Source organism: Nostoc edaphicum CCNP1411, from assembly GCF_014023275.1.
Taxonomy (GTDB): domain Bacteria; phylum Cyanobacteriota; class Cyanobacteriia; order Cyanobacteriales; family Nostocaceae; genus Nostoc; species Nostoc edaphicum_A.
Genome location: NZ_CP054698.1, coordinates 6,677,082 through 6,691,019, shown reverse-complemented (window position 1 = coordinate 6,691,019; position 13,938 = coordinate 6,677,082). Strand labels below are relative to the sequence as shown.

At 43.6% G+C, this 13,938-nt stretch carries 8 protein-coding genes; 4 read left to right on the top strand and 4 right to left on the bottom strand.

The window, feature by feature from the left end; genetic code table 11:
* Positions 1–16: 16 nt before the first annotated feature.
* Entirely contained in the window at positions 17–1,447 is a 1,431-nt protein-coding gene (locus HUN01_RS31000; RefSeq protein WP_181929376.1) for a phosphoglucomutase/phosphomannomutase family protein, read from the bottom strand.
* Positions 1,448–1,594: 147 nt separating this feature from the next.
* Here HUN01_RS31000 and HUN01_RS30995 point away from each other — a divergent pair, with 147 nt between their 5' ends.
* Positions 1,595–2,455 (top strand): PD-(D/E)XK nuclease family protein, encoded by an 861-nt coding sequence (locus HUN01_RS30995; RefSeq protein ID WP_181929375.1) that lies wholly within the window; start codon positions 1,595–1,597, stop codon positions 2,453–2,455.
* Here HUN01_RS30995 and HUN01_RS30990 read toward each other — a convergent pair.
* Together HUN01_RS30990 and HUN01_RS30985 are read right to left on the bottom strand one after the other, a co-directional pair.
* Positions 2,445–3,833 (bottom strand): PAS domain-containing sensor histidine kinase, encoded by a 1,389-nt coding sequence (locus tag HUN01_RS30990; protein ID WP_181929374.1) that lies wholly within the window; start codon positions 3,831–3,833, stop codon positions 2,445–2,447. The two genes, HUN01_RS30995 and HUN01_RS30990, sit on opposite strands and share 11 nt — an antisense overlap.
* Before the next feature lie 190 nt (positions 3,834–4,023).
* Entirely contained in the window at positions 4,024–5,700 is a 1,677-nt protein-coding gene (locus HUN01_RS30985) for a transglutaminase-like domain-containing protein (RefSeq protein ID WP_181929373.1), read from the bottom strand.
* Positions 5,701–6,174: 474 nt separating this feature from the next.
* On the opposite strand from HUN01_RS30985, the gene HUN01_RS30980 reads away from it, so the two are divergent.
* Complete coding sequence (locus tag HUN01_RS30980) at positions 6,175–9,033, top strand: cation-translocating P-type ATPase (protein WP_181932891.1); 2,859 nt, start codon at positions 6,175–6,177, stop codon at positions 9,031–9,033.
* 203 nt (positions 9,034–9,236) lie between these two features.
* A complete protein-coding gene (gene recF / locus HUN01_RS30975) occupies positions 9,237–10,358 on the top strand; it encodes a DNA replication/repair protein RecF (RefSeq protein ID WP_181932890.1) in 1,122 nt (373 codons plus the stop codon).
* An 8-nt stretch (positions 10,359–10,366) separates the two neighbouring features.
* Here recF and HUN01_RS30970 read toward each other — a convergent pair whose 3' ends face one another.
* On the bottom strand, positions 10,367–10,843 hold the full coding sequence (locus HUN01_RS30970) for an MgtC/SapB family protein (protein ID WP_181929372.1): 477 nt from the start codon (positions 10,841–10,843) through the stop codon (positions 10,367–10,369).
* A 638-nt stretch (positions 10,844–11,481) separates the two neighbouring features.
* Between HUN01_RS30970 and HUN01_RS30965 the strand changes: the two genes are divergently transcribed.
* Positions 11,482–13,830: a putative PEP-binding protein gene (locus HUN01_RS30965; RefSeq protein ID WP_181929371.1), complete on the top strand. Its 2,349-nt coding sequence runs from the start codon at positions 11,482–11,484 to the stop codon at positions 13,828–13,830.
* Positions 13,831–13,938 lie beyond the last annotated feature (108 nt).

The window sequence follows — 13,938 nt, the reverse complement described above, 5'->3', positions numbered from 1 at the left end:
TCCTAATTCTTGATTATTATGCCTCTAGTTTAGCAATGGCACTCTCTAACTCTTGGGCGATTTGGGTGAGTTTTTCGGGAGTGTTGGTTTCTAGGTAGACGCGCACCAGTGGTTCTGTACCGGAAGGACGCAATAAAACCCAGCTACCTTCTTCTAAATAGAGCTTAATACCGTCTTTACGCCCCACCTCCTTGACTTTAATTCCTGCTACCTCTGTAGGTGGATTTTTGGTAAAGGAGTCGATGACGGCGGTTTTATGGGCTTCTGTGAGGTGCAAGTCTAGGCGGTTGTTGTAAAGTGGGCCATCGGCTTCAGCGATCGCTTCTTTGACAAGTTGACTTAGCGGTTTGCCTTCATAAGCGATCGCTTCTGCCACCAGCATATCGGCTAAAACCCCGTCTTTTTCGGGAATATGTCCGATAATACTCAATCCGCCTGATTCTTCTCCGCCAATTAACACATCAGTTTCGCGCATTTTTTCGCCGATGTATTTAAAACCAACTGCTGTTTCGTAAATTTGCAGCCCATTTTTAGCAGCAAAATTATCCAGCAGGTGGGTTGTCGCCACAGTGCGGACAATAGCGCCAGTTTTACCTTTGTTTTTGATTAAATGACGTGCTAGAAGTAGCAGCACAGTATTCGGAGTCAGGACGTTTCCTTGTTCATCAACGATACCAAAGCGATCGCTATCTCCATCCGTCGCCAAGCCCAAATCAGCTTGATCTCGAAGTACTGCTTCCACTAATTCAACTAATTGTTCTCCTTTGGGTTCTGGCATTCCACCCCCAAATAAAACATCCCGCCAATCGTGGAAACTTTCTAGCTGAACGCCACTATGTTGCAAAACTTCATCTAAATATCCGCGAGAGGTAGAATACAAAGCATCGTACTTTACCTTTAAATTAGCGCTTCTGATCTTTTCTACATCAAGTAGAGTGTAGATAAATTTCAGGTAATCAGGTTTCGGATCGAAAATTGAAATTGAACCTGATGGATTGCTTCCAGGCAACTCATCAGATGCACTTTCTATATTTGCCACAATAGTATCAGTAATCTCTGGAGTGGCAGGCCCAGCATAATCGGGTATATATTTAATTCCACAGTAAGGTGCTGGATTATGACTAGCAGTAAACATTAACGCCCCTGCGGAATTTAGGTGACGGGCGTTGTAGGCAATTACTGGTGTGGGGCAATCCCGGTCAGTAATTTTCACAGTCCAACCTAAGTCTGCTAGGACTTGGGCCGCTGTTTGGGCAAACTGGTCAGCTAAAAAGCGAGTATCGTAGGCAATAAGTACTGGTCTATCTTTTGTGTAGGCTGTTTCTAAGTAAGTGGCGATTGCCCTTGTTACTTTCCGTACATTTGGGAAAGTAAAGTCATCGGCAATAATCCCTCGCCATCCATCGGTACCAAATTTTATCTTGCTGGAATTGCTACTAGCGCTCATTTTTGCCACTTGCTCCCGTACATTATCAGTACTATTAAAAGCTTCCCGCAAAGCGTGTGTAGCAGCAAGTATCCTCCGAAGTTCTTTTCTAAGGAAGCCTTAGCTTAAACTTCTCCCCACCGTATTTTCTCTCACTGTTTCTGAGCAATGTCAACCCCCGATCGACCTTTTGCCAGTTATCACCTTTGGTCTCTAGTTGCCCCAGCAACCGGGCAAGAACGCTGGCATTGCCAGATGAGACGGGGGTTTATCAAAGCACGGCAACACGAACCACAAGTCAAGGCGCTGTTAGCGCAAGCCACCGCACCCCAGCGGATTGGGATACTCGCCCAAAAAGGCGTTTATGAGTTTCATCATCACAGGCATCTGTTGAAGCAAGCAGATGGTGTAGAAAGAGTTGCACAGCTACTTAAATTAGCCAACTCAAGCGATCAAGTCCAGCAACGCGTGCTGCAAATTTTGAAAAAATATCACGATGCTCCGTTGCTTTTGGATAAAGATATTATCCAATTAACTCCAGGCGATGAAGGCTTTCCTAAACCGATAGTAGTTGAACAAGAGGATTATTGTTTTCGCTTATATGCGGCTATGGACTGCGTTTTCATTGAGTCTGATAGCACTTTACATATTTTGGATTTCAAAACTGGTAAGTCGGCTTTTGATCAACGACAGGCATTAGTTTATTTATTAGCAGCTCGCTATCTTTACCCTGGGCGAGAAGCTGTGGCATCATTTTATAATTTAGAAATATGTAAAAAGTCTGAGTTAATTAGCATTAATAATAGTGAATTGGAATCATTAAAATTTGAGTTAGCGAACATTGCTCACAAGCACCAACACGATTTACAAAAATATCAGGAACAAAGCAGTAATTTCAGTAAAATTTTCCCCCCTAATCCTGGTTCTCACTGCCGCTTTTGTCCATTTAACTCAATCTGTGAGTTTGCCGATTTTAAGCAACATCAGTCGTATCCACTGCCCAGTTTAAGAGTTAATATTAGGCGTTAGAAATTTGACGTTGTTGAATGAGGGGAATGCGAATGATAAACTCAGTACCAACTCCTGGTTGCGAAATGCATTCTAAAGAGCCGCCATGTCTTTCTGTGATAATTTGGTGACTAATAGCCAGCCCCATACCCGTACCTTGTCCAACGGGCTTGGTCGTAAAAAAGGGATCAAATAGTTGCTTTTTAGCATCTTCTGGTATTCCGAGTCCGTTGTCAGCAATGCCAATTGTGACTTGATTTGGTGTTAGTAATTTGGTGCGAATATAAATTCGGGGATTATCCGTTTTTAGTCGTTTCTTTGTTGACCACCGAGATATAACCGATGAATCTTCTAAAGCATCGATCGCATTCACTAAAATATTCATAAATACTTGGTTTAACTGCCCAGCATAACATTCAACCAAGGGGAGGTTGCCATATTCTTTGATCACCTCAATTTTCGGGCGCTGGTCAGTAGCCTTGAAGCGGCTTTGGATAATCATCATCGTACTATCAATTCCCTCATGGATATCAACCCGTTTCATTTCAGCTTCATCTACGCGTGAAAAAGTCCGCAGGGAAAGCACAATCTCTCGAATCCGCTCTGCTCCCATCATCATCGATTGGAATAATTTGGGTAAGTCTGACCTTAAGAAGTCTAGTTCAATTAGATTTGTAAACTCGTGAATTGCCTTGACTGGTTGGGGATAATGTTTTTGGTAGAGTTCTAACAGTGAAAATAAACTTTTGGTGTATTCATCCGCTGGGCTAATATTGCCGTAAATAAAGCTAACTGGGTTGTTGATTTCATGTGCCACACCTGCAACTAGTTGACCCAAACTGGACATTTTTTCGCTTTGAATTAACTGAGTTTGGGTATTTTGTAGTTTGGATAATGCTGTTTCTAGTTCTTGTGTTTGCTGTCGTAGGTCTGCTTCCGCTTGTTTAAGTACAGCATTACTACGGCGCAAGGCAGCTTCTACCTGCTTTTGCTCTGTTAAATCACGAATAATCCCAACTAAGAAACGATTACCTAAATCATCCTTAAACAAATATTTTTTGGTCAGGATACAGTGTGTTGCGCCATCGGAATCTGTAAATAATTCCTCGTTTTCATGAGTTATCTCTGTAGTAAAAACTAGTTCATCTTTTTCCCAAAACACATCAGCTTCCGCTTTGGAAAAAACATCATAGTCAGACTTACCAATTAATTCTTCTCGGCTATACCCGATGAAATTACAAAAGGCATCGTTAAGTAGTATCCACTGATGTTGGTCGTTTTTAAGAAAAATGGGGTCAGATATACCATTGATCATCCGCAGCAGAAAAGCCAGCGAGAAGTTTTGCTGCTGTGTATATTGTTTGTCAGAGAAGTCATTCAGAGATTTCCAATCATTCATACCCTTAGTCTGAATCTAAAATGTTGTCTTCATGGTTGATGAATAGGAAAAACCACTAAATCAACATAGCCTAAAAAGCAGATAAAAACCTCAGCGATCATATCGCTGAGGCTCTAAAAGACTGGCTCAATAATCCTGAAAAACAGGAGCTAATTAAAAAGCATAATTTGGGTAAATAAATCGAAGAAATTTAAAAAGGTGGTAATTCTTTAAGAATTGTAAACCGGATATGATTTATGGCCAAATCACCGATAGGGACATCTTCTTTGGTTAGCCGCGCACCTTGACTTGTAACGGTTTCAAAGGTGATACCTTTGCCAATTTCAATGTGATACCAGCATAAGCCCATAAAAAAGCGCGTCGGATAAGGCCCACCTTCACCCACATCGTCAGGATTTGATTCCATTGGCAACCAACCAAAATTTGGGACGTAGAACTCCAGCCAAACATGATTAAAGTCGGGTTGTAGTGGCACTCCTAGTAAGTCACTATGGGGAGGACATTTGTACCTACCTACGGTACGGCAGGGGATGCCATTTAAACGGGCTAGGGCAAGTAAGACACCGACATATTCGCCACAGGAACCAACACCCCGTTCTAAAACTATATCTGGCGTGTCAATGTAAGGTTTAATACCGTAAGATAATTGATCGTAAACGTAGTTGCGGATGCTGTACATTTTCCGCAGCACATTGGTTTCAGAACCAATCGCTTCTCTGGCGGCACGGCGAACAATGGTAGTATCCATTGCTAAATCGTCATCATCCACTAGGTAGCGTGTTTGCAATTCTGGAGACAGTTCAGGAACGTCTTCCACATCTCTGGGTGTGATGCGATACTTAATGCCTCGAACTTCCAAAAGTGCTTTCCAGCCAAATATATGCCGTTCTCCTGGGGTAAGAGAATCAAATTTAAATACTGCTACACGTTGCCCCTCTATCACTTCTTCGGTAAAGGGTATACCAATGGCTTCAACGTGTTTCACCTTTTGACGCTCAGTTTCGGATGGTAGGGCGATACGCCATTCCACGTCAGGTAAATAAACCTCGTCTAAGGGTGCAATTTCCTCAGCATAAGACATTTCAATGAGATAGCCATTAGAGAGGGCATAGCACTTATCTGGCTGGTAATGATAATACAGGGGATGAATAAAAGTGCGATCGCGGAACGTTAGCTCATGACTCGGATCAGCATTGGGATTATCCCGAATATAAGGCTCCTCTGAGGCGTAGGCAACGTAAATACTTTCTTTACCTGTTTCGTCATTTTTATGGATTGCAATACCTGTAGGACATTCAAAGGGTGTCAGAACGCTGAATTGCAGTTCACCCGTTGCTCTGTCCATCGCGTAAACTGATTGTTCGGTGCGATCGCAAATCCATAGCATTTCTTGGTTGACTGCCAAATTCTCTATGCCAACTCCAGGAGCATAAAATCTGGTAATCTCTTTTCGCGTTTCGCGGTCAAAAACCAGAATGTAGCCCAGCCTTTGGCAACTTACATAAACTGCTGTTTCCCAAACAGCAACGCCATCAGCGGGATAAGGCAATGTTACAAAATGTTCTAGACCCAAAGCATTGAGCTTGCACAAGTAAACACTATTTTCTCGGCTCACCCATAGGGTATCTTCCCATGCAGCTAGACCAGTGACATCAGTAAATTCTTTAACTTGATGGGGATTGAGAATTTTGCTGTTGTCAGAGGTGGGATCAATCTCCAGTAGATGGCCTTTAATACTGTCAATGGCAAGTAGCCTATCTTTGATGAAAGTAATGCCACACAGGGTAGCAGCAGTAAGCGGTCGAATTGTCTTTTGCCCAAACATCTGGCTTGCGGTCGTGGGGAGTGCAAAACTTATATTAAGCATATTTCTTGAATGGTTTAGCACGCCTGGGCAATTCAAAATTCAAAATTCGTCTTGAAAAGTTTGCTAAATCGGGAAACCCTACTGGCACGCCAGTTCGCTTGAGCGAGGAAATACACAAGCGAGTGGCTCAACTTTTGACAAAATTAAAAATGAAGAAATGCAATCGGGCCATGCATCCTAACTATTGATTACGGGATGTAAATGAAAGCAATGGCAGCCTGAAATTAATTGTGGCATATCCTCTGTAACAAAGCTTCAAAGCTCTATTACTCATAATTATCAGTAAAATGTGTTCCGATAAACTCTTTCGTGAGAAATAATACTATCTTAAAAAAAGAATAAATTTACAAATGTTAAAAATTACATATACACTCATACAACTGGGCGATCGCCTTAATGTAACTTTAGAAGATGGAATTCCTGCCATCACTAAATTATGATCGAATTTTGTAACTATTTCCTGTGACTTACACGATGTCTGCTAATTCTCTGCCTGAAGGTGCCGCCGTTTGGCATAGTTTAGAAGTTGATAAAGCGTTAGACCTGCTCGATAGTAACGCAGACAGTGGCTTAACACCCCAAGAAATTCAACAGAGATTACAAAAATACGGCCCCAACGAACTCGAAGAAACTGCTGGCCGTAGCACTTGGGAAATTCTGCTGGATCAGTTCAAGAACATTATGTTGTTGATGCTGATTGGCGTAGCTCTGATTTCCGGGATTATAGACCTGATAGGTTTGCAATCGGGCAGTTTGAAGCCTGGTGAAGTGCCATTTAAAGATACGATCGCTATTTTGGCAATTGTCATCCTCAATGGCATACTCGGCTACGTCCAAGAAAGCCGTGCCGAAAAAGCCTTGGCAGCCCTGAAAAAAATGACCTCTCCCTTGGTGCGAGTCATCCGCGCCGCCAGACTGGTGGAGATAGCAGCCAAGGAACTAGTTCCAGGGGATGTCATGCTGCTAGAAGCTGGGATGCAGATAGCCGCAGATGGACGCTTAATCGAACAGTCGAATTTACAAGTGCGTGAGTCGGCATTGACTGGTGAAGCCCAATCTGTGAATAAACAGGCAACGCTCAAATTACCAGAAGAAACAGATTTAGGCGATCGCCTAAATTTAGTATTTCAAGGAACCGAAGTTATCCAAGGACGCGCCAAGGTTCTGGTGACTAACACCGGAATGACTACAGAACTTGGTAAAATTGCTGCGATGTTGCAGGCGGTGGAAAGTGAACCTACGCCATTACAGCAGCGGATGACTCAACTGGGTAATGTCCTGGTTACGGGTTCTTTGATTCTGGTAGCGATTGTTGTCGTCGGCGGTGTGATCCAAGCGAGAGGTTTTAGCAACATCCAAGAACTCTTGGAAATTTCCTTGAGTATGGCGGTTGCTGTGGTACCAGAAGGTTTACCCGCTGTAATTACCGTCACCTTGGCACTGGGAACCCAGCGAATGGTGCGCCAAAATGCCTTGATTCGTAAACTCCCAGCAGTGGAAACATTGGGTTCTGTAACCACCATCTGTTCCGATAAAACCGGCACGCTGACTCAAAATAAAATGGTGGTGCAATCGGTTTTCACCAATAACAAAACTTTTCGCGTCACCGGCGAAGGTTATGCTCCCACAGGGGACTTTCAGTTAGATGGTCAAACAATTTCCCTGGAGGAGTCTCCAGAAATCTCAGCGTTGTCAGTCGCCTGTGCTGTTTGTAATGATTCAGTGTTGCAAAAGGAACAAGGTGAATGGGCAATTTTAGGAGATCCTACAGAAGGGGCGTTAGTCACTCTGGCGGGGAAAGCGGGAATTGAAAAAGACCAGTGGAACAATAAGTTACCTCGCGTTGTGGAGTTTCCCTTCTCTTCAGAACGGAAGCGGATGAGCGTGATTTCTCAGGTGGAGGGAGTCGCCACAGGTGATGCGTCTTCGAGAGGCGTTGACCCAGCGATCGCTAGCTTGACTCAATCTGAACCTTACTTAATGTTTACCAAAGGTTCCCCAGAGTTAATCTTGGCACGTTCGGCTCAAATTCATTTGGGCAATGACACAGGCCCCTTGACGGAAGAACAACGCCAAAACATTTTGGCACAAAATGATCTGATGGCGAGTAAAGGTTTGCGGGTACTAGGTTTTGCCTACAAACCTCTGACGGACATCCCAGCAGAAGGTTCAGACGAAACATCTGAGCAAGATTTGGTATGGCTGGGATTGGTGGGAATGCTAGATGCGCCACGCCCAGAGGTGAGGGCAGCTGTCCAAGAGTGCCGAGAAGCAGGTATTCGCCCAGTGATGATTACAGGCGACCACCAATTAACAGCACGAGCGATCGCTACCGATTTGGGAATTGCCCAAGAAGGCGATCGTGTTCTCACTGGTCAAGAATTGCAACGGATGACTGACCAGGAATTAGAGCAAAATGTTGACTTAGTAAGCATCTATGCCAGGGTTTCCCCAGAACACAAGCTGCGAATTGTCCAAGCACTGCAACGCCGGGGCCGATTTGTAGCGATGACAGGCGATGGTGTTAACGATGCCCCAGCCCTCAAACAAGCCGATATCGGTATTGCAATGGGCATTACTGGGACTGATGTTAGTAAAGAAGCCAGTGACATGGTGTTACTTGATGACAACTTCGCCACCATTGTCACCGCCACCAAGGAAGGGAGAGTTGTTTACACCAACATCCGCCGCTTTATTAAATACATCCTGGGCAGTAACATTGGCGAAGTTCTGACAATTGCAGCCGCACCTCTAATTGGTTTGGGAGGCGTTCCCCTTACACCCTTACAAATTCTGTGGATGAACTTGGTGACAGACGGTTTACCAGCTTTGGCATTAGCTGTAGAACCTCCAGAACCGGATGTAATGCAACGTCCGCCTTTTAGTCCCCGCGAAAGTATTTTCGCCAGGGGATTGGGTTCTTATATGATTCGCATTGGGATAATATTTGCCATTATCAGCATTGCCTTGATGTGGTGGGCTTATCAGCATACCCATGCCCCTGAGTATCAGGGAAATCCAGACACTTGGAAGACAATGGTATTTACCACCTTGTGTATTGCACAAATGGGTCATGCGATCGCCATTCGCTCTAACAACCGACTGACTATCGAGATGAATCCCTTCTCCAATATCTTTGTATTAGCGGCTGTTGTTGTCACCACGATTTTGCAGTTGATGCTAGTTTACGTCCCACCCCTGCGAGATTTCTTTGGTACTCACTACCTGACTCTAGAGGAATTGGGGGTTTGTATTGGCTTCAGTGCCTTAATGTTTGTGTGGATTGAAGGGGAGAAGATATTTTTGCGGATTATGGGCAAGAAGGCTGTGTAAATTGGGCATTGGGCATGGGGCATGGGGCATGGGGCATGGGGCATTGGGCATTGGTTATTAATTATTCTCCTTTACCCCTCTGCTCCCCCTGCCTCCCCTACTCCCCCTGCTTACACAGCGATGGGACATTTTTCTAGTTGAAAGTCCCTTATCTCCCTCGTCTCCAATGCCCAATCCCCAATGCCCCATGCCCAATCTTCACCATGTACCTCAAAACTATAAACCTCCGACAATTTCGCAATTATCAAGACCAAAAGGTTGAATTTACTGCTGCCAAAACAATTTTGGTAGGTAATAACGCTCAGGGAAAGTCGAATTTGTTGGAGGCGGTGGAGTTGCTGGCGACATTGCGATCGCACCGAATGGCCCGCGATCGCGATTTGGTTCAAGAAGGGGAAGCCATAGCCCAAATTAATGCTACCCTTGAGCGACAAACAGGGGTTAGTGACCTTACCTTAACTCTCCGGCGCAATGGTCGTCGTAGCGTTGCTATCAATGGCGAGTCTATCCGCCGTCAAATGGATTTTCTCGGCGTTCTCAATGCAGTCCAATTTTCCAGCCTGGATTTAGACCTAGTACGCAGTGGCCCGGAAGGTCGCCGAAACTGGTTAGATACACTCTTAATTCAACTCGAACCAGTTTATGCTCACATTTTGCAGCAGTATAACCATGTGTTACGCCAGCGCAATGCCTTTTTAAAACGCCATGTAGAAACCTTGGATGCAACATCTCTACACTCAGAATTGGCGGTGTGGGATGCACAATTAGCGACCACAGGAACCAGGGTCATTAGACGACGCGATCGCGCCATTCAAAGATTAGCTCCTATTGCAAGTGCTTGGCACGCCAGTATTAGCGGCAGTACAGAAGTTCTGCAAATTAATTACGTGCCGAATATTCCTTTAGAGGATAACCGTCTAGAAGAAGTGCAGCAAGCTTTTTTAGCAAAAATTCAGCAGCGAACGATTGCTGAAATGCACCAAGGCACTACCCTTGTTGGCCCCCATCGTGACGAAATAGAATTAACTATTAACCAGACACCTGCTCGTCAATACGGTTCTCAAGGTCAACAACGAACGCTAGTTCTAGCCTTAAAATTAGCTGAATTACAATTAATTGAAGAAGTCGTCAAAGAGCCACCATTGCTATTACTTGATGATGTTCTTGCCGAACTCGATTTATCTCGTCAAAATCAATTGCTTGATGCCATTCAAGATCGTTTTCAAACCCTAATTACTACCACTCACTTGGGTTCTTTTGATTCGCAATGGTTGAAGTCCTCACAAATTCTTTTTGTGAAATCAGGAGAAATAATCCCACAGTAATGTATAAATTATTCTAACCTTTTAAAAACGTTGAGAACTACAAAAGTCAGCAGAGAAGCGATTAATCCTAACTGCCATAAACCGCAGCCAGCAGCAATTCCCAAAGCAGCCGAAACCCAAATAGCTGCTGCTGACGTGAGTCCGTGAATTTCAAGTCGCTGTGATTCTTGGGAAGATTGGCGCACAATTTCTCCAGCACCGAGAAATCCTATACCAGTTGCAATCCCCTGAATCACCCGGCTAATTGCATCCCTCTCAATCACCCGACTAATTTCATCAGGACTGGTTTGTAGTCCTCCTGTTTGCATAATTGTCAAAATAAAAATGGCTGAACCGAAACTCACCAGCATGTGAGTTCTTAAACCGGCTGGTTTGCGTTTAATTTCGCGGTCTAAGCCGATTATTGCTCCAACAACCAATGCAATGCATAGCCGGAAGCTTATATTCAGCCAATCATCAGTTGCAAGGTAGTAAGTGTTTGACAATGCTTAGTCTGGTATAGGGTATTCTATATACTAGGTTAACTGGTAATATTTTTATTAATGGAGTTTAATCTAATGGGTTTAGTGCAATAGCCTATCTCGTATTTGGATTCTATCGATTCAGTAATGCTTTTTAAGCCACTAAATTAATATCTTCCATTGTTAGGATTATTTTTCAGTAATATAATCTTTCGGTCAATAAATTGAGGTTTGCATTGCGAAATTATGGCAGTGATCATAATTTCGGCAAACTACATGAATTTTAAGTTTATTAAATAGTTTTTGGGATATTTAAAATGACTCATGCTATAAAATTTTACCTTAAATTGCTAGATTTAACCCATACACCTAATAATTAAATATGATACCGCCATGTAGAATCTCGTAAAAGAACTAAACCCCTACTTTTAGGGAAAGGAGGCAAAATGAAGGCAAAAATTTGATTTCCAAAGGAGTTGAACTACAGTAATACATCGTGTAACGAGCAATTAGCCACTAACAAGGTCGGTAAATTCAACGTAAATGCTGGAAACTATTCCTATTGAGGAGTGCTGATTCAGTAGTCAGTGGATTGACGGCTGATAATGTACCAGGAGGGAATAGCTATGGCTACAAATAGACAACTGACAACTAAAAATTGAGTGGATAAACTCTACTGGCTAGACCAAATTAAACTACAAGACCGCGCCAAGGTAGGTGACAAAGCGTTTTACTTGAGCAAAATTATCCAGCGTGGCTATCCGGTAGTGCCTGGTTTTGTGGTTTCAGCGGAAATTTTACGACAATTTCTCGAAAATCTCAATAGTTCAGAGTCATTAGTGGCTGACTTACCCCATTCTTCATTACACCTGGATGTCACTAATTGGCGTCAACTTCAGCAGGTGGCTAGTCGCTTGCGCCAAGAAATTCTCACTGCGACTGTCCCACAGGAGTGGGTGAGTACAATTTTCCAAGCAGCTAGAGAATGGCAAACTGGCTGTTTGATTCTTCGACCGACTTTAGCAGTATCAACTGCTAACCCAGGGATGAAGAATATATCGGGTTTGCTGGAGTCGGTATTTTGTGAGTGCGAACCCGAAGCGATCGCTTTTGCCCTAAAGCGTACCTGGAGCCAGATATTTCGGGCGAGAAGTTTATTATATTGGCAGCATTCAGGAATTAATCTGCAACAAATTAATCTCGCCGTTTTGGTGCAACCTGTTGAGAATGCGATCGCCAGTGGCTTGCTCACAGCAAACCCTTCTGGGTGGGAAATTGAGGCTACTTGGGGATTAGGAATTGCGATCGCTCAAGGTGAAGTCCAGCCAGATATCTACTACATTCAACCGGAAACTGGGGTTGTGCTTGAGCAACAACTGGGCAATAAAATGCTGGCTTATGGTGTTGATAATGCAACACCTAGAGCTTTTTCGCAACCCGTGCCGAACTCAGTGCTAACAACAGATCACACTTGTCTGAGTACCTATCTACTTCAGGAAGCGCAACAAAAACAGTACTCTTTACAAGAACAATACTTACAACAAATAATTGCTCTAGGAACTCAACTGGTGAGTGAACTGGGTAAAACCTTCACCATTAAATGGACTATCGGTGGGCACAATACATCTGGCAAACTCTACATCACACAAGTTAGTCCTCCCCAATCTGTAATTCCCCACTTACACTTCATTCGGGGACTAGGAGCAGCCGGGGGACGTGTTGTGGCAACTGCCCTGGTAATTATTAATCCACAACATAAACCCGAACAACTACCCAAGGGAGTGATTTTAGTAGTACCAACAATTACACCTGATTGGTTGCCATTACTGCAACAAGTTGCTGGTATTATCACAGAACAAGGGGGATTAACCAGCCATGCTGCAATTCTGGCGAGAGAATTAGGTATCACAGCAGTAGTAAACGCCACATCTGCCACCACTTTAATTCAAACTGGCGAACGACTGCTACTTGATGGCGACAGAGGAGAAGTTTATCGGATCAAAGGAGATTCAAAGGAGGAGATGGAGAAAGGAAGAGAAGAAAATCTTCTTTCCCCCCATCACCCCAAGCCAAAAGCCCCCCATCCTGCTGTTACGTTTCCTCTACCTATGATTGTTACCCAACTGCTGGTTAATTTAAGTCAGTCCACTTTAGTAGAACAAGTGCAAAGCTTGCCTGTGGATGGGGTGGGATTGTTACGCTCAGAATTGATGGTACTAAATATATTAAACGGGCAACATCCTAATAGTTGGATTTTAAGCGGGCGTCAGGCAGAATTATTAGAACTATGGTCTGAGCAGATTATGCAGTTTGCCCGTGCTTTTGCACCAAGACCAATTTTTTATCGTTCTTTAGATTGGCGATCGCAGGATTTACCATCATTGAGTGATAATTTAGAATCTTCTCCCCAGTCGATGTTAGGTGAACGCGGGACTTTTAGCTATTTACGAAATCCCGCAGTATTTGAATTGGAACTCCAAGCTTTGGCGAGTGTACAGCAAGCTGGCTACAGCAATGTCAACCTACTATTGCCCTTTGTGCGGACTGTGGAAGAATTTGTCTTTTGTCGTCGTAAAGTTGAGCAAGCTTTTTTAACCGAAGTGGCGCAATTTCAATTATGGATGATGGCAGAAGTGCCAAGCGTCCTATTTTTATTGCCAGAATATGTCAAAGCAGGTGTAGCCGGAATTTCTATTGGTACAAATGACCTGACCCAATTATTGCTCGGAGTGGATCGAGAACAAGGACAGCTAGCAAAAGTATTTAACGAACGTCATCCAGCAGTGATGAGTGCGATCGCTCAACTTATCCAAATGGCTCAAACTGCCGGTATCCCTTGTTCAATCTGCGGTCAAGCACCAGCCCTATATCCAGAAATCATCGATAAGTTAGTGGAATGGGGTATTACTTCCATTTCCGTGGAACCGGAAGCAGTGGAGCGAACATATCAAGCGATCGCTCGTGCTGAACAACGTCTAATCTTAGCAGCAGCACGACGAAAACTGTATTAGTTAAGAGTGATTCAATTTTGATTTTAGATTGAAGGAAAAATCTAAAATTAGCAGAGTTAAGTAAAAATTGAAAATGTCTTTAATTCTAATACCAATTAAAAAAAGAAT

What these genes read in the sequence shown, in the direction of transcription:
- HUN01_RS31000 (WP_181929376.1), bottom strand. Translation starts at nt 1,447, where the DNA reads ATGAGCGCTAGTAGCAATTCCAGCAAGATAAAATTTGGTACCGATGGA.
- HUN01_RS30995 (WP_181929375.1), top strand. Translation starts at nt 1,595, where the DNA reads ATGTCAACCCCCGATCGACCTTTTGCCAGTTATCACCTTTGGTCTCTA.
- HUN01_RS30990 (WP_181929374.1), bottom strand. Translation starts at nt 3,833, where the DNA reads ATGAATGATTGGAAATCTCTGAATGACTTCTCTGACAAACAATATACA.
- HUN01_RS30985 (WP_181929373.1), bottom strand. Translation starts at nt 5,700, where the DNA reads ATGCTTAATATAAGTTTTGCACTCCCCACGACCGCAAGCCAGATGTTT.
- HUN01_RS30980 (WP_181932891.1), top strand. Translation starts at nt 6,175, where the DNA reads ATGTCTGCTAATTCTCTGCCTGAAGGTGCCGCCGTTTGGCATAGTTTA.
- recF (WP_181932890.1), top strand. Translation starts at nt 9,237, where the DNA reads ATGTACCTCAAAACTATAAACCTCCGACAATTTCGCAATTATCAAGAC.